The organism is Nonomuraea wenchangensis, assembly GCF_900111685.1.
Classification (GTDB): Bacteria; Actinomycetota; Actinomycetes; order Streptosporangiales; family Streptosporangiaceae; genus Nonomuraea; species Nonomuraea wenchangensis.
This window is the reverse complement of record NZ_FOHX01000006.1, coordinates 41409-57492: the sequence shown is the minus strand read 5'-3', so window position 1 is coordinate 57492 and position 16084 is coordinate 41409. Positions and strand designations below refer to the sequence as shown.

The window sequence follows — 16084 nt, the reverse complement described above, 5'->3', positions numbered from 1 at the left end:
GGCAACACGGCCGCCCCGCCGGGAATTTCCGCCTCAGCGCTTCATGAACGCCAGTAAGGCGGAGGCCAGCTCCTCGGGAGCCTCCTCGGCCATGTGGTGGCCGCTGTCGATCGGATGACCGGTCACGTCGTCGGCCCAGGTGCGCCAGATGGCCAGCGGGTCGCCGTACAGGTCCTCCATGTCGTCCCTCGACGACCAGAGGAACAGCGTCGGGCAGGTGACGCGGCGGCCCGCCGCCTGGTCGGCGTCGTCGGCGGCCCGGTCCACCGTCAGCCCGGCCCGGTAGTCCTCGCACATGGCGTGGACCGTGACCGGGTCGTGCACGGCGCGGCGGAAGTCCAGGTAAGCCTCCGGCCCCATCTGCTCCTCCGTGGCCCCGTACCAGGCGTCGGGGTCGGCGTTGATGAGGTGCTCCGCCGGCTTGTCGGTCTGGCCGAGGAAGAACCAGTGCCACCAGGCCGCGGCGAAGCGCGCGTCGGCGCGGGCCAGCGCCTCGCCGATCGGGATCGCGTCCATCACGACCAGGCGGGTGACCTCGCCGGGATGGTCGGCGGCCAGGCGGTGGGCGACGTACGCGCCCCGGTCGTGCCCCGCCACGGCGAAGCGGTCGTGGCCGAGCGCCCGCATGAGGGCGACCAGGTCCCGCGCCATCGCGCGCTTGCCGTAGGGGGCGTGGTCGGGGGTGGTGGGCGGCTTGCCGGAGCGGCCGTAACCGCGCAGGTCGGGGCAGACCACGTAGTGGTGGGGGGACAGGAGAGGGGCGACGCGGTGCCAGGTGGCGTGCGTACGCGGATGACCGTGCAGGAGCAGCAGCGGGGTGCCGGAGCCGCCGTGCCGGACGTACAGCTCCGTCTCGCCCACGTCGATCACGTCGGTCGCGAAGTCGTCGAACATCCGCGGCCACTACCCAGCCGGGCGGCTACCCGCTCATCGCCGCCCCGCCGGCGGGCGGGCGCCCTCCACCGCGTACGTGACCAGCGTGGTCAGCACCTCCTTGACCGAATCGCGGCGCCGCACGTCGCACAGCACGATCGGGGTCGTCTCGCTCAGCCCGAGCGCGCGCCGCACCTTGGCGGGCTCGTACCTGCGGGCCCCGTCGAAGCAGTTCACGGCCACCACGAACGGGATGCCGCGCTGCTCGAAGTAGTCCACGGCGGGGAAACACTCCTGGAGGCGGCGGGTGTCGGCCAGCACCACCGCGCCGAGCGCGCCGAGCGCCAGCTCGTCCCACATGAACCAGAACCGGTCCTGCCCCGGCGTCCCGAACAGGTACAGCCACAACCCGTCGCGGATCGTGATGCGGCCGAAGTCGAGCGCCACGGTGGTGGTGGTCTTGGACTCCACGCCCGACAGGTCGTCCACCCCGACGCCCCGCTCGCTCAGCAGCTCCTCGGTGTGCAGGGGACGGATCTCGCTGATGGTCCCGACCATGGTCGTCTTGCCGACGCCGAACCCGCCCGCGATGAGGATCTTGATGGCCAAGGCCGGGGCGACGGCCGTCGTCCCCGGCTCAGAGGCTGCGTAGCCCATGCAGCACTTCCCTGTAGATGCGTTCGTCGATCGTCTGCGCCACCGGGCGCGGCCGTTCGATGGTGACCAGGCCCTCGCGCCGCAGGTCGCCCAGGATCACCCGGGTGATGTTGAGCGGCAGCCTGAGATGCGCCGCGACGTCGGCCACCGGCGTGGGCCGGCGGCACAGCGACAGCACGGCGCGGTGCTCGGGGATCAGGTCCGCGAACTCGTGCGACCCGGCGACCGTCACGACGATGGCCACCAGGTCGAACGTCTCCCCCTGCGGGCGCGCCCGGCCCCCGGTCAGTCCGTACAGCCGGATCAGGGGGCCGGGATCCTCTCCTGTCACGGTCTCGCGCCGTTCCAGGCGGGTGCCGGTGCCGCTCCCCTCGGCTGCGCGGAGAGGTGCTCGCCGACCCTCTTGACCATCAGCGCCATCTCGTAGGTGACCATGCCGAGCTCGGCGTCGGCCGCCGCGAGCACCGCCAGCCGGGCTCCCTGGCCCGCGGCGGTGACGAACAGGAAGCCCCCTTCCATCTCGATGATCGTCTGCCGTACGCCGCCCAGGCCGAAGTGCCGGCCCGCGCCCATGGCGAGGCTGTGGCTGCCGGCGGAGATGGCGGACAGGTGCTCGGCGTCCTCACGGGTCAGGTCACGGGAGCCGCCCATGGCGAGCCCGTCGGCGGACAGCACGATGGCGTGCCGGACGCCGGGGACGCGCTGGGTGAGGTCGTCGAGAAGCCAGCTCAGTTCATTTCTGGGGTCGGGCATCGGGATGGTCGTCCTTTCGGTTCCACACGTCTTGTCCTTGCGGCTCGTCGGCCAGGCGGCGTCCTTGCTGCCAGCCTTGCTGCATGGACGACATGAGCTGTGCGAGCTCCTCCGGCGAGCGTACGGAGACGCCGCGCGCCTGGGTCCGTCTCGCGGTGCGGAGCTGAGGGGCGAGGCTGGCCTGCGGGACCCGCATGGGCAGCCCGTCCAGGTCCTCGTCGGCCTCCTGCGGCGGAACGGTCACGCTCCAGCCCGGAGGCGGGCCCGGCGGGACGGCCGGGGCGGGGCGCGCGGGCGGCGCGGGCGGCGGTTCCGCGGCGGGAGCAGCGCCGCCGCCCCTGCCGTTGCCCGCCCGCGACGGGGGAGCGGCCTCGAACCAGGTGCCGCGCTCGGGCCGCGCCGGCTCCTCCGCCACCGGCTCCGGCGCGCTCTCCGCCGGCTGCTCCTCCGGGTCGTCGCCGGGGGCGTCCCCGGGCGCGTCGGCGAAGCGGACCGGGTGGCCGTTGAGCACCTTGGCGTCGAGAGGCGGCCCGAGGGGCGGGTCGAGGGGCGGGCGGGGCTCCGGCGCGCGGTGCCGCGACTCGGCGGGCGCGGAGTCGATCGCCCGCATGGGCCGGCCAGCCGTCACCGGCCCGGCCGGCCGCGCCGGGGCGTCCACGCCGGCCAGCAGCCCGACGGGCAGCAGCACGATCGCGGTCGTCCCGTCGTACGGCGAACGCCGCAGCGAGATCTTGATGCCGTGCCGGGCCGCGAGCCGGGACACCACGAACAGCCCGAGCCGGTCGCTGTCGGCCAGGTCGAACTCCGGCGGCTCGGTGAGCCGCGCGTTCAGCTCGTCCAGCGTGGCCTGGTTCAGCCCGAGTCCGCGGTCCTCCACCTCCAGGGCGAAGCCGTTGGCCGCGGTCATGCCGCGGATCTGCACGGAGGTGTCCGGCGGGGAGAAGACGGTGGCGTTCTCCACCAGTTCGGCCACGAGGTGGATGACGTCGGTGACCGCCGCACCGACCAGCATCGGGGCCTGCGGCATGGGCGCGACGGTGACGCGGGTGTAGTCCTCGACCTCCAGGACCGCGGCCCGTACGACGTCGAACAGCGGCACCGGGTCGCGCCAGCGGCGCGCGGGCACGGAGTCGGACAGGATGATGAGGTTCTCGGCGTGCCGCCGCATGCGGGTGGTGAGGTGGTCGAGCTTGAACAGGTCCTCCAGCACCTCCGGCTCGTCCACCCGGCGCTCCATCGTGTCGAGCAGCGCGAGCTGGCGGTGCAGCAGCGCCTGGTTGCGCCGCGCCAGGTTGAGGAACACCTGCCCGACGCCCTTGCGCAGCGTCGCCTGCCCGACCGCGGCCTCGACCGCGGTGCGGCGCACCGCCGCGAAGGCGTCCACGACCCTGTCCACCTCGGCGGTGTCGGCCGGGTCGAGGGGAGGGGCCTCGGTGGCGGGGTCCACGTCGTCGCCGCGGCGCAGCCGTTCCACCAGGCGGGGCAGCCGCTCCTCGGCCAGCTCCACCGCCGAGCCCTGGAGCCGGCGCAGCTCGGAGATGAGCGAGCGGCCAAACCGGTACGACAGCGCGAGCGACAGCACCATCACGGCGAGCCCCGCGAGCAGGACCAGCCCGATCCGCCAGTAGGCGCCGCTCTTCTGCGCCTCGGCCTCCTCGGCGGCGCGGGCCAGCTCGCTCTGGGTGCCCCGGTTGATGAGGCCGAGCAGCGCCTCGGCGTCGCCCTTCCACTGGGCGGCCTCGACCGGCGGCGCCCCGCCGGTGTCCCAGCTGAACAGCTCGTCCTCGGTCTCGATCACCCGCCGGTACTGCGGGCTGGAGACGAGCTCGTCGTAGTTGGCCTTCAGCTCGGGGCCGGCGTCGCGCTCGGCGTTGGCGAAGACCAGCCGGCGGCTGCTGAAGGCGGCCACGAACGCGGCCCGGTCGGTGGGCGACATGCGGCGGTGGACGATGGTGCTGGTGAGCACCGCGTGCTCGCGGCCCAGATACTCGGCGGTGGCCGCGTAGGCCGCCATGCCGCGGACCGAGCGGAAGGAGGAGACGTCGCTCAGCGCGTCGCGGTCGTTGAACTGCCGGTTGGCGACGGCGATGACGTTGTTGTACGCCTCGATGATGGTCAGCGGCGGGGCCAGGACGCCGCCGTCGGCCGAGGCGCGCAGCGACTGCAGCCCGTCGAGGGCCTGGACGAGCGCGCGCACCTGGGCGGGGGTCTCCTGGCCGCCCTCGGTGACGTCCACGGTGCCGATGACCTCGCGCAGCCGTTCGACCTTGACGTCGGTGTTGCGGCGCTGGTCGATGAGCGGCGCGTACGCGCCGGTGCTGCGCGGCGCCTCGGCCGAGAGCTGCCGCTCGCGCTGGAGCTCGATGATGAGCTGCAGCACCGGCGAGCCGATGGCCTCCCAGCGGTCCTGCGTCTGAGAGACGTCCATGATCTCCTGGACGCTGGAGTAGGCGATGAAGCCCCACAGTGCCACCATCGACACCAGCGGGAGTAAGAGGATCCGGAGCAGCTTGGCACGGATCGGAGGGGGCGAACTCATACGATCATGTCCAATTCCGCCGAGCAGCCGCAGGCCGGTATCGCCCCCCGAGGATGCCCGTCACGACTGATTACTCCTTACAGGTCCGTCCACTATGCCGATGGGGCACATGTACTTCAAGGTACGGATGCGAAGAAAGCGGCTTATAGCGGGTTGACTCTTTGTCAACACACCGATCGTGAACGTAACTGTTGGCATGTCACCTAATGTGACGAAATTTCAGCCACTTTCCGAACATTGTTCCGGAGTGATCGGAAGGGTCAGGCGGCCTCGGCCGCGGCCAGCAGGGACGAGAGCTTGTGCAGGCCGCGCGAGGTGCGGGCCTTGACCGTGCCGAGAGGGACGCGGAGGCGTTCGGCGATCTCCTGCTGGGTCAGCTCGCCGTAGTAGGCGAGCTCGATGACCTGGCGCTGGGCGTGGGAGAGCTCGGCCAGGGCGCGGCGGATCCGGTCGCGGTCGGCCAGCTCCTCGTCCGCCGGGCGCTGCGCGGGCACCGCCGCCTCTGCCGCGGCGTCCAGCGGGACCGTGGACGGGCGGCGGGCGCGCAGGTGGTCCACGGCGCGGCGGTGGGCGATCACGTACAGCCAGGCGGCCTGGCTCCTGGACGGGTCGTAGCGCTCGCGGGAGCGCCAGGCGTCGGCGAACACGACCTGGAGCAGGTCGTCCACGTCCTGGGGTGAGATGAAGCGCCGCAGGTAGGAGCGGAGGGCGGGCGCGTGCGCGCGGTAGCTGTCGCTCAGGGTCTCCTCGTCGTCGCGCTCGGAGTGCCGCTGCTGGCTGGTGGTCGGAGTCATCCCCATGGTCCGTCCTGCTCCCCGGTAAAACCTATTCAAAACCTATTCATATCGGGAGGAGGGGGACAGTACAACGTCATCGGGGGAAAGACACACTCAAGGCAGGGCCCGCCGGATTTGGGACAGCGCCTCGCGGAAGGTATCTACCCTGATCACGCCCTCGGGAAGAGCCCCGTACCAGCCTCGGCCGCCGACGATCAGCCGCGCCGCCGGGCGCAGCCGCGGCAGCGCGGCGAGCGGAGCGGTAGCGCCCGTGAGCTCCTGCTGCGACCAGACGAACACCGCCGCCGGATGCAGCCGGCGCATCGCGTGCGCCAGCGCGGCGTAGGGCGTGCGGGCCCCGAGGACGCGGGTCTCCACGCCCTCCTCGGCCAGGGCGGCGGACAGGGCGTGCACGGGAAGGGTGTGCTGCTCGTCCTCGGCGCAGGCGAGCAGTACGGGGCGGCGGCCTGACGGGGCGGCCTGCCGGAGCGTGTGCCGGTGCAGGGCGGCGAGGATGCGGTCGGAGAGCAGGTGCTCGACGTCGATGCCCGCGCCCGAGTCGTCCTGGCGGCGGCAGACGGCGTCGAAGGCGGGCAGGACCAGCCCCTCCCACGTCGGCCGGACCCCCTGCGCCGCCAGCGACGACTCCAGCAGGTGGGAGACGGCGTGACTGTCCAGCACGAACGCGGCCCGCACAAGCGAGGCGACCCCGGCCCGCGCAGGCCCGGCCGAGGGGACGGCCTCGCCCGGGGCCCCCGCCGCACCGTCCTGCTCCCTGGCCGGCTCGCCGGTGAGGGTGAGGGCGTGGCGGGCGGCCTCGGCGGGTGGCAGGCCCTCGGCGATCAGGCGCTTCATCTCCCGCAGCCGGTGCAGGTCCGCGGCGTCGTAGCGGCGGTGGCCGCCCGCGCTGCGCCGGCTCGGGCCGAGCCCGTAACGCAGGTTCCAGGTGCGCAGCGTGGGCGCGGGCACGCCGAGCAGCCGCGAGACGGCCCCGATGCCGTACCCGGCCTCTTCCTCACTCACCGAACGTCCCCGTCCCCGTGCTCGTCATGGTCGTCCCGCTGGTCCGGACCCTTTTCCGGCACTCCCGTGACCATCCTTTCGCGATCCGCCGACCGCCGGATGCAACCGGCGGGGGATGCCTTCGCGAAGACATATGTACCGACAAGGAGACAGGACGCATGACAATCGTGACCTCGCACACCGTCACCCCGGCCGGCGGCGCAGGGAACGGCCGGGTGCGCCGCCTGGTCGACCAGCGTCTCGGCGAGCTGCTCGACCAGGAGCTCGCCCGGCTGGGCTTCCTCGGCGAGGAGGGTGTCGGCCTGGTCCGCCGCCACCTCGCCGCGTTCGCCCGGGACGGCGGCAAGCGGCTGCGGCCGGCGTTCGTGTACTGGGGGCACCGCGCGGCCGGCGGCACGGCCGCGGAGCTCGGCGCGGTGCTGAACGCCGCCTGCGCCGTCGAGCTGGTGCACGTCGCGGCGCTGCTCCTCGACGACGTCATGGACGAGGCCCCCGGCCGCCGGGGCCGCCCGGCCGCGCACGTCGCGCTGGCCGCCGAGCACCGCCGCGCGGGCCTGCGCGGCGACCCGGCCCGCTACGGCGAGTCGCAGACCACCCTGCTCGCCCTGCTGGCCCTGGCCTGGGCCGACGCCGCGCTGCTCGGCTCCGGGCCGCACCTCGCCGACGCGCTCGGCGTCCTGACCCGGCTGCGCGTGGAGGTCACGGCCGGGCAGCAGCTCGACCTGGCCGGCACCGCCGCCGGCGCGGACACCGGCCGCACCCGTACGATCGCCCTCTACAAGTCGGCCAAGTACACCATCGAGCGCCCCCTGCACCTCGGGCACGCGGTGGCGGGCGGCGAGCCGGCGGCCCGGCGGGCGCTGAGCGCGTACGCGCTGCCGCTGGGGGAGGCGTTCCAGCTCCGCGACGACGTCCTCGGCGTCTTCGGCGACCCGGGCCGCACCGGCAAGCCCGCCGGCGACCTGCGCCAGGGCAAGCCCAACCACCTCGTAGCCGACGCCAGGGAACGCGTGGGGCCGCGCGGCGCCGCCCTCCTCGACACGGTCACCACCGAGCGGGACGCGGCCGTGGCCCGCGAGCTGATCGTCTCCTGCGGCGCGCTGGACGCGGCGGAGCGGCGCATCTCCGGCCTGGCCGCGCGGGCCGTCGGGGCCCTCGGCACGCTGCCCGGCCTGCCCGGCGACGCCCGTGCGGCGCTCACCGAGCTGACCGTGCTCGCCACCGACAGGAGCCGCTGATGCCCCGGCTCGGACCCGCCGTGGTGATCGGCGCCGGCCTCGCCGGTCTCGCCGCCGCCGTACGGCTCGCGGCGGCCGGCCGGGAGGTCACCGTCGTCGAGGCCAGGGACGAGCCGGGTGGCTGCTGCGGGAGCGCCAGGCTCGGCCCGTACCGGTTCGACACCGGCCCGTCTGTGCTGACCATGCCCGGCGTGCTCGCCGAGACCTTCGGCGCGGCGGGGGAGGAGTTGCGCGACTGGCTGCCGCTGCGCCGCCTCGACCCGGCGTACCGCATGGTCTTCCACGACGGCTCCCGCCTGGACCTCACCACGGACGGCGCGGTCATGGCCGAGCGGGTGCGCGAGCTGTGCGGGCCCGCCGAGGCGGCCCGCTACCTGCGTTACCGTCGGCTGCTCGGCGAGCTGTTCGCGGCGGAGTGGCCCGCGTTCATCGACGCCGACATGACCAGGCTGGGCGCCCTCGCCCGCCCGCTCGCGCTGGCCAGGCTCGCCGCGCTCGGCGGTTTCCGCCGCCTGGACCGGCTCGCCGCCCGCCACCTCACCGACGAGCGGCTGATCAGGGCCCACACCTTCCAGTCCCTGTACGTCGGCCTGTCCCCGCAGCGCGCCCTCGGCATCTACGCCGTCATCGCGCACATGGACACCGTCGGCGGCGTCTACTTCCCCGAGCGCGGCGGCATGCACGCCATCCCGTCCGCGCTGGCCGCCCTGCTGGAGAAGCTGGGCGCGCCCGTCCGGTACGCCGCCCGCGCCCGCGAGGTGCAGGCCGATCGGGACGGCGTCACCGGCGTCCTGCTGGAGGACGGCGAACGCCTGCCCGCCGCGCACGTGGTGGTCGCCTGCGACCGGTACGCGGCCCGGCGGCTGCTGCCCGTCCTGGCCACCGACTGGCGGATGCGCCGCCCCCGGTTCTCGCCGTCCTGCCTGGTCGTCCATGCCGGGCTGGAGCGCCCGCCGGCCGGGCAGGCGCACCACACGCTGCACTTCGGGCGGGCGTGGCGGGAGACGTTCGCGGCGCTGGAGTCGGGCCGGCCGCAGCCGGACCCGAGCCTGCTCGTCACCTGCCCCGCCACGGACGAGGACGCCGCGCCGCCGGGGCACGCCACGCTCAGCGTCCTGGAGCCCGCGCCCAACCTGGAGTCCGCCGACTGGGACCGGCTCCGCCCCCGGCTGGAGGAGCGGCTGCTCGGCCGGCTGGCCGCGCTCGGCTACGGCGACCTGTCCGCGTCGCCCCGGCTCGTCCTCGACCCGCCCGCGTGGGCGGCGCTCGGGCACACCGCGGGCACCCCGTTCGCGCTCGACCACCGCTTCACCCAGACGGCGTGGCTGCGCCCGTCCGGCGCCGCTCGGCGGGTGCCCGGACTGCACTTCGCCGGCATGCACACCGCGCCGGGCGTCGGGGTCCCCCCGGTGCTCATCTCCGGCCGGCTCGCCGCAGAACGCATCCTGACTTTGTAAAGGGCACCCGTTGACGCTCACCGCCAGCTACGAACGCTGCCGCCAGTTGCACGCCCGCTACGGCCGGTCCTACTACCTGGCCACGCTGCTGCTGCCCGCGTGGAAACGCCGCCACGTCCACGCGCTGTACGGTTTCGCCCGCTACGCCGACGAGATCGTCGACTCCTTCACCATGACCGCCGACCGGCGGGCGGCGCTCGACGCGCTCTGCGAGCGCACCGGGAGGGGGCTGGCCGGCGAGCCGGTCGCGGACCCGGTGCTGCCCGCGTTCCTGCACACCGTGCGCTCGTTCGGGATCGCGCACGGCGACGTGGACGCCTTCCTCGCCGCGATGCGCGCCGACCTGTCGGTCACCGGCTACGCCACCTACGACGACCTGCTCGGCTACATGGAGGGGTCGGCGGCGGTCATCGGCACCATGATGCTGCCGGTGCTGGAGGCGCTGCCCGGCCAGGAGGCCGCGGCCAGGGAGCCGGCCCGCCAGCTCGGCCTGGCCTTCCAGCTCACGAACTTCCTGCGCGACGTGCGGGAGGACCACGCCCGCGGCCGGGTCTACCTGCCCGCGAAGGACCTCGCCGCGTACGGGGTCGAGCCCGCCGACCTGGGCCGGTCTCGGACGGGGCCGGCGGTGCGCGAGCTGCTGGCCTTCGAGGCGGCCCGCGCCCGCGAGCACTACCGGGCCGCGGCGACGGGCATCGATCTGCTGGTGCCCTCGTCCAGGCCGTGCGTGCGCGCCGCCGTCGAGCTGTACGGCGGGATCCTCGTCGCGATCGAGCGCGGCGGCTTCGCGGTGCTGGAACGGCGGGTACGGGTGCCGCGCCACGTCAGGGCCGCCGCCTTCGCCCGCCATCTGCTGGCCTCCGCCGGGGCGGGCCGCCTCGAACGCCGCGTCCGCGTGGAGCTCCCATGACCGGCCCGTACGCCGTGCACGCGGGCGGGCGGGACGCGGTGGCGCTGGACGCGATGGGCGGCGATCACGGGCCCGCCGAGACCGTGGCGGGCGCGGTGGCGGCCCGGCGGGAGCACGGGGTGCCGGTCGTCCTCGTCGGCCGGGAGCCGGACCTCGCCCGCGAGCTGGCCGTCCACGACGCCGTGGGCGAGATCCCGGTCGTGCACGCCCCCGACGTCGTGCCCATGACGGAGCGGGGCGTGGGCGGCGCCGCCCTGCCCGCCTCCAGCCTGGCCGTGGGCTGCGGCCTGCTCGGCGCAGGCGAGGCCGCCGCGTTCGTGTCGGCCGGCTCCACCGGCGCGGTGGTCGCCCAGGCCGTGCGGCTGGTCGGCAGGGCCGAGGGCGTGCTGCGTCCCGCGCTCGGCGTCGCGCTGCCGACGCTGCCCGGCGGGGCGAGCGTGCTCGTGGACGCCGGCGCCACCGCCGACCCGACGCCGGAGATGATGGCCCAGTTCGCGCTGCTCGGCGCCGGGTACGCCCGCGCCGTGCTGGACGTGCCCGACCCGGTCGCCGGGCTGCTGTCGATCGGCTCGGAGCCCGGCAAGGGCAACCGGCTGGCCCGGCGGGCCGAGGAGCTGCTGCGCGGCCTGCCGATGCGCTTCCACGGCAACATCGAGGGCGACGACGTGCTGTCCGGCGCGGTGGACGTCATCGTCACCGACGGTTTCACCGGCAACGTCGTGCTGAAGAACGTCGAGGGGTGCGTACGGACCGCGCTCGCCATGGTCGCGCGGGCCGGCCTCGCCGAGCCTGGCGCGCTGGCGCGGGTGGCCCGGCGCTACGACCCGCAGACGCACGGCGGGGCGGCGCTGCTGGGGCTGCGCGGCACCGTGATCGTCGCCCACGGCTCCTCGACCGCCGCCACGGTCGCCCGCGCCTGCGCGGTCGCCCACTCCCTGTCCTCTTTGGAACCGGTGTGATGCTCCGTCCCGGGTCAGGCCAGGGGGTCGGAGCCGTTCCAGGTGCCTTCGCTCCCGTACGGGCTGAACCGGGCGAACAGCTCCTCGCTGTACCAGTCGTCCGCGCGCACCCGCGCCACCACCCTCAGATGCTCGTCGTCCCCGTAGGCGAAGCGGCGCATCGCCGCCGCGTCCCGCCACAGGGAGAACGTCGCCTGCCGGGCCAGCGGCCACTCGCCGACCCCGACCGAGGCCAGGCAGCCGTCCTGCCGGGCCAGCAGCCGGTCCACCCGCGGCACCGAACGGTAGAAGGCCGCCAGCCGCCGCGCCCTGATCGAGGCCCGCGTGAGCACGGCGACCGGTCCGCTCCCGCCCTGCCTGACGACGTCCGGCGGGAAGGGGTCGCGGCCGCCCCAGGTGCCGCGCGAGCCCAGCGGCGCGAGGCGGACCTGCCACCGCTCCACCGCCTCCGCCCGCCACCGCCCGGCGATGGGCGAATCGCGCAGGAACGCCTCCAGGTCGGCCTCCTCGCGCCAGACCGCGAACAGCGCCCACCGGCGCAGGTCCGCGCCCAGCGACATCGACCGGCCGCGCCCGGTCCCGAGCAGCCGCCAGAACGTGAGCCCGCCGGTGCGCCGCAGCAGCGGGCGGTCGAAGGCCATGTGACGCATGGCGTCCGCGGAGTCATACCGGATGAGGTGGAACGAGGCCATGGACGTACTGGTGATGTCGGTCATCGTCGGCTACCTGCTGGGGTCGGTCCCGGTGGCGGTGCTGCTGGCGCGCGGGCACGGGTTCGACCCGCGCACGGTGGGCGACCGCAATCCCGGTTTCTGGAACGTCAAGGAGCAGCTCGGCTGGCGGGCCGCCGTGCCGGTGTTCGCCGGTGACACGCTGAAGGGCGTGCTCGCGGCGCTGGCGGCGCTGCTGGTCAGCGGCGGGCACACGACCGCCGTCGGCGCGGTGACGGGGGACAGCGTCCTGCCCGTGTACCTGGCGGTGGCGGCGGCGATGGCCGGGCACGCCTGGCCGGTGTTCGCCGGGTTCCGTGGCGGGCGGTCGATCCTGACCTTCGCCGGCGGGGCCGCGGTCATCTGCCCGCCCGGGTTCGCGCTGGCCGTGGCGGTGCTGGTGGCCGTGGCGCTGGCGGCGCGGTCGTTCGCGGCCGGGGCGCGGGTGGCGGTGTTCGGCCTGCCCGTCCTGCAGTTGTTGTTCGTGCCGGCCGAGGTGGTGGCGGGGACGGGGGCGCTCATGTGCCTCATCGGCCTGCGTTTCGGTCAGGCCGCGCTGTCGGGCCGCCGGGAGTGAGGCCGGTCCCCGCCGGATACGTCCGGCCGCGCCACTCGCGTACCGGGCGGAGCGTCGCCTGGGTGAGGCGGACGGCGGCGGCCGGGTCCAGCAGCGGAGACAGCAGCAGGCCGAGGCCCGGCCGGCGGTAGCTGCCGCGCAGCGCGCCGGTCAGCAGCAGGCGCACGGCCAGCAGCGCCGCGTCCAGCCTCGTCGCCCGGCCGGCGGCGAGGCGCAGCACCGGCAGCGCCGCCGTCAGCCAGATCACCGCTAGGTCGGCGGCCCGCCAGCCGGCGCCGGTCACGTCCGCGAGCGGCAGCGAACGCCCCCACTCGCGCCACAGCTCCGCGGTCGAGTCGTGCATGTCGACCTCCAGCAGCGCGCCGCCGTCCAGGAAGCCGACCCGCCAGCCGCGTCCCGCCAGGAACCGGGCGAGGGCCACGTCGTCGGTCAGATGGCCGCGTACGGCGGCGAAGGCGTCGATCCCCGTCATCGCCGCACGGCGGAAGGCCAGGCACTGGCCGTTGGCCAGGGTCCGGTGCGGCGGGGGCGGCGCCGCCGGGCCGACCGGGCCGAACCGGTAGACGAGCGTGGCCAGCATCGAGGCGTGCAGCGCCTGTTCCAGCGGGCCGTCACAGGCGAACCGGGGGGCGGCGCTGACCAGGTCGTACGCGTCCAGGGCGCGGGCCAGCGCGCCGAACAGGCCGGGCTCGGGGCGCGTGTCGGCGTCGAGGGTCACGACGACGTCGCCGCGGGCGGCGGCCACACCCTGCCGCAGCGCCCACTGCTTGCCGACCCAACCCGGGGGGAGCGGCTCGCCGCGTACGACGGTCGCGCCCAGCCCGGCGGCCAGCGCGGCGGTGCCGTCGGTGGAACGGTCGTCCACGACGATCACCTCCTTGACGGCCGGGTCGGCCAGCACGGCCCGCAGACACGGCCCGATCCGCGCCATTTCGTTACGCGCAGGCACCACGACAGAGATCCCCAGGGCGCTGCCGAGAGGGGCCGCCATCTCACGCCCGGCCCCGCTCCCGGCCCCGGCCCCGCTCCCGCTCGTGGTCCCGCTCCCGGCCCCGGCCCTGCTCCCGGCCCCGGTCCCGTTCCCAGTCCCGCTCTCGGCCGCCGTGGCGGAGACCCAGGCGGAGGGCGCTGCTGTGAGCGGCGGGAGGCGTCGGCGGCCCCGGGCGAGGCGCGCGAGCACGACCCCCGCGGCCACCACCTGCGCCCCCGCCACCAGCCCGCCCGCCACCAGCCGGCCGTTCACCAGCGCGCCCCTCACCAGTCCGCCGCTCATCGGCCCGTCCCTCCTCCTTGGGCCGACGTGCGGGGGTGGGTGAAGTCGTGGCCGATGAGGCCGGTGACGATGTGGGCGCCCAAAGTCACCATGGGGAGCCCGCCGCCGGGGTGCGCCGTGCCGCCGACCACGTACAGGCCGCGTTTCGGCCCCCGGTTCCCCGGCCGCAGGAACGGCGCCAGCCGTCCCCGGTACGCGCTGCCGTAGATCGCCCCCGCCCAGGCCCCGTACCGGTCGCGGAGGTCGGCGGGCGTCAGGACGTCCACGAAGCGCAGCCGCCCGGACAGGTCGAGCCCGCGTCCGGCGAGCCGTTCCAGCACCAGGTCGCGGTAGGCGTCCACGCCGACACGCCACCGGCCGGGGTCGCGGGCGGGGACGTTGACCAGCATCGTCAGGTTCTCCGTCCCGGCCGGCGCCTGGCCGGGGTCGTCGACGGCGGAGCAGCCGACGTACACGGTCGGGTCGTACGGGGGTTCGCGCCGGTCGAAGATGTCGGCGAACTCCCGCTCGTAGTCCCCGGAGAAGAGCACGGTGTGGTGCGCCAGCCCGGGGGTGCGCCCCTCGACCCCGGCCATCAGCAGGAACGCCGACGACGACGGCCCGAGCCTGGCGAGGCGACGGAACCGCCGCCGGTCCGGCAGCAGGCGGCCGTAGAGGGCGGCGGCGTCTACGTTCGCCACCACGACGTCGGCCCGCTCGTGGCCGCCGCCCGCGAGCCGTACCCCGGTGACCCGCCCGTCGTCCATGGTGACGGCCTCGACCGGGGCGGACAGGTGCACGTCCACCCCGGCCTCCTTCAGCAGCGCCGCCAGGTCCTCGGCGAGCCTGGGCAGGCCGCCGGGGACGTACCAGCCGCCCTGGCCGTGCTCCAGCGCGGGCACGCAGGCGAGCGCGGCCGGCGCCCGGTACGGGCTGGACCCGGCGTAGGTGGCGTAGCGGCCTACGTACTGGCGCAGGCGCGGGTCGCGGAAGAAGCGGCGGGCCAGCCCGTCGAGGGTGCGGGCGGGCGCGACGGCGAGCAGGTCGCGCGGCCGGGCCTCGCGGGGCGGGCGGCCGAGCGGCCCGGCGAAGAAGGTACGGCCCGCGGCCCGCAGGCATCCCTCCGCCCAGGCGTGGAAGGCCCGCCAGGCGGCGCCCTCGCCCGGCGCGAGCCGTTCGACCTCGGCCGCCATGAGCTCCGGGTCGCGGCGGGCGGTCAGCGTGGAGCCGTCGGCGAACCGGTAGCGGCACAGCTCGGCCGGCTCGACCAGCTCGCGTTCCAGCCCGAGGTCGCGGAAGAGCGCGGGCATGGTGAGCAGCGACGGCCCCATGGAGAAGGTGAACCCGTCCCGCCGGTGCTCGGCCAGCTTGCCGCCGAGCCGGGGCAGCTGCTCGTACAGGCGTACCCGGTGGCCTCTGCGGGCCAGCAGCAGCGCCGACGCCATGCCTCCGACGCCGCCGCCGATCACGATCACTTCCGCCACAGCCGCCTCCACGCGAGCGCGGCGAACGCGCCCATCGACATGCCCCCGGCCGCGGCGACCAGCGGGTCGGGCGGCTGGAACACCGCCGCGAACCCGACCGTCTCCATGACCGCCATCGTGGTGTAGACGCCCGCCAGCCCGCGTGACGGGCGCGGCCCGCCGCCGAGTATGCGCTCCAGCAGCAGCATGACCAGCGCGGACACCAGCAGCCAGCCGGCGAAGTTGGTCAGCGGGATGCCCCGGTACGCGCCCTGCTCGGCCCACGTCCACAGGCCGAGCCCGACCATCTGCGGGTCGAGGAAGAGGTCCCACGCCGTCAGCGCGAACGCCCCCACGGCGATCCGCGGCCGGCCGGTCGCGACCGCCGCCGCCACCCCGTACGCGGCCAGCCCCATCCCGCCCCAGGCCAGCGCCACCACGACGGGCACGCCGCCGAGCTGCGGCCACAGCAGGCCGGTGTAGTGGTACTCGCCGAACGGGAACCCGGTGCGCACCCCGACGGCCTCGGCCGCGTACCCGGCCGCGACCACCGCCCCGAACGCGGCGAGCGTCCGCCGCGCGCCCCAGCCGGCCGCGGCGAACCCGATCGCGCTGACCGCCAGCACCGCCACGACAATCCCGGTGAAGCGCACCGGCTCCGCGCTGATCCCGGACGCGACCTGAAGGGCCACCATGGCCGCCAGCGCCGCCAGCCCCACCGCCCGTGCCGCCCGTGCGACCCTGGCCGCCGGTGCCCGCGGCGCCGTCGCCCGCGGGGTCGTTCCCCGCGCGCTTCGCGTCGTCTCACTCACACCTTTCCTTTCGTGAGCCCGGCGCCAGCGGTTGCATCAGTGAGAAATCAGACAGATTGCCGGATAGCAAATGATGCGAACGCAT

At 75.2% G+C, this 16084-nt stretch carries 16 protein-coding genes; 5 read left to right on the top strand and 11 right to left on the bottom strand.

From position 1 onward, the window contains the following. Window positions 1-33 precede the first annotated feature (33 nt). The 7 genes from BMW85_RS19355 to BMW85_RS19325 all read right to left on the bottom strand — a co-directional run bounded on the left by BMW85_RS19355 (window position 34) and on the right by BMW85_RS19325 (window position 6621). Window positions 34-894, bottom strand: coding sequence for an alpha/beta fold hydrolase (locus BMW85_RS19355; RefSeq protein WP_091083113.1), 861 nt, complete (start codon window positions 892-894; stop codon window positions 34-36). Window positions 895-927: 33 nt separating this feature from the next. After that, a complete protein-coding gene (locus BMW85_RS19350) occupies window positions 928-1530 on the bottom strand; it encodes a GTP-binding protein (protein ID WP_091083110.1) in 603 nt (200 codons plus the stop codon). Next, window positions 1511-1861: a DUF742 domain-containing protein gene (locus BMW85_RS19345; protein WP_218155853.1), complete on the bottom strand. Its 351-nt coding sequence runs from the start codon at window positions 1859-1861 to the stop codon at window positions 1511-1513. Before BMW85_RS19345 ends, BMW85_RS19350 begins: the two co-directional genes overlap by 20 nt. Further along, a complete protein-coding gene (locus BMW85_RS19340; RefSeq protein ID WP_091083104.1) occupies window positions 1858-2283 on the bottom strand; it encodes a roadblock/LC7 domain-containing protein in 426 nt (141 codons plus the stop codon). The genes BMW85_RS19345 and BMW85_RS19340 overlap by 4 nt, the downstream gene beginning before the upstream one ends. Next, complete coding sequence (locus BMW85_RS19335; RefSeq protein ID WP_091083102.1) at window positions 2264-4822, bottom strand: sensor histidine kinase; 2559 nt, start codon at window positions 4820-4822, stop codon at window positions 2264-2266. The genes BMW85_RS19340 and BMW85_RS19335 overlap by 20 nt, the downstream gene beginning before the upstream one ends. 260 nt (window positions 4823-5082) lie before the next feature. Next, a complete protein-coding gene (locus BMW85_RS19330; protein ID WP_091083099.1) occupies window positions 5083-5622 on the bottom strand; it encodes an RNA polymerase sigma factor in 540 nt (179 codons plus the stop codon). Between the two features lie 90 nt (window positions 5623-5712). Next, a complete protein-coding gene (locus BMW85_RS19325; protein ID WP_091083097.1) occupies window positions 5713-6621 on the bottom strand; it encodes a MerR family transcriptional regulator in 909 nt (302 codons plus the stop codon). 158 nt (window positions 6622-6779) lie between these two features. Between BMW85_RS19325 and BMW85_RS19320 the strand changes: the two genes are divergently transcribed. From BMW85_RS19320 to plsX, 4 genes are read left to right on the top strand one after another with little or no spacing between them, the layout of a single operon-like run. After that, complete coding sequence (locus BMW85_RS19320) at window positions 6780-7859, top strand: polyprenyl synthetase family protein (protein ID WP_177240762.1); 1080 nt, start codon at window positions 6780-6782, stop codon at window positions 7857-7859. Next, window positions 7859-9316: a phytoene desaturase family protein gene (locus tag BMW85_RS19315; RefSeq protein WP_091083092.1), complete on the top strand. Its 1458-nt coding sequence runs from the start codon at window positions 7859-7861 to the stop codon at window positions 9314-9316. Before BMW85_RS19320 ends, BMW85_RS19315 begins: the two co-directional genes overlap by 1 nt. Window positions 9317-9326: 10 nt before the next feature. After that, window positions 9327-10226, top strand: a complete 900-nt coding sequence (locus BMW85_RS19310) for a phytoene/squalene synthase family protein (protein WP_091083090.1) — start codon at window positions 9327-9329, stop codon at window positions 10224-10226. Beyond that, the gene (plsX, locus tag BMW85_RS19305) at window positions 10223-11185 is read left to right on the top strand and encodes a phosphate acyltransferase PlsX (RefSeq protein ID WP_091083087.1); all 963 of its coding nucleotides are present in this window, start codon (window positions 10223-10225) and stop codon (window positions 11183-11185) included. Before BMW85_RS19310 ends, plsX begins: the two co-directional genes overlap by 4 nt. A 14-nt stretch (window positions 11186-11199) precedes the next feature. Here plsX and BMW85_RS19300 read toward each other — a convergent pair whose 3' ends face one another. Beyond that, window positions 11200-11901: a spheroidene monooxygenase gene (locus BMW85_RS19300; protein WP_245774928.1), complete on the bottom strand. Its 702-nt coding sequence runs from the start codon at window positions 11899-11901 to the stop codon at window positions 11200-11202. Here BMW85_RS19300 and BMW85_RS19295 point away from each other — a divergent pair. Next, entirely contained in the window at window positions 11876-12472 is a 597-nt protein-coding gene (locus BMW85_RS19295; RefSeq protein ID WP_091083082.1) for a glycerol-3-phosphate acyltransferase, read from the top strand. The genes BMW85_RS19300 and BMW85_RS19295 overlap by 26 nt on opposite strands. Here BMW85_RS19295 and BMW85_RS19290 read toward each other — a convergent pair. The 3 genes from BMW85_RS19290 to BMW85_RS19280 are packed head-to-tail and all read right to left on the bottom strand — an operon-like array spanning window position 12423 to window position 15999. Next, window positions 12423-13745: a glycosyltransferase family 2 protein gene (locus BMW85_RS19290; RefSeq protein WP_245774927.1), complete on the bottom strand. Its 1323-nt coding sequence runs from the start codon at window positions 13743-13745 to the stop codon at window positions 12423-12425. The two genes, BMW85_RS19295 and BMW85_RS19290, sit on opposite strands and share 50 nt — an antisense overlap. Continuing rightward, window positions 13742-15208, bottom strand: coding sequence for a phytoene desaturase family protein (locus BMW85_RS19285; protein ID WP_245774926.1), 1467 nt, complete (start codon window positions 15206-15208; stop codon window positions 13742-13744). Before BMW85_RS19285 ends, BMW85_RS19290 begins: the two co-directional genes overlap by 4 nt. After that, window positions 15196-15999 (bottom strand): carotenoid biosynthesis protein, encoded by an 804-nt coding sequence (locus BMW85_RS19280; RefSeq protein ID WP_091083079.1) that lies wholly within the window; start codon window positions 15997-15999, stop codon window positions 15196-15198. The genes BMW85_RS19285 and BMW85_RS19280 overlap by 13 nt, the downstream gene beginning before the upstream one ends. Window positions 16000-16084: the final 85 nt, after the last annotated feature.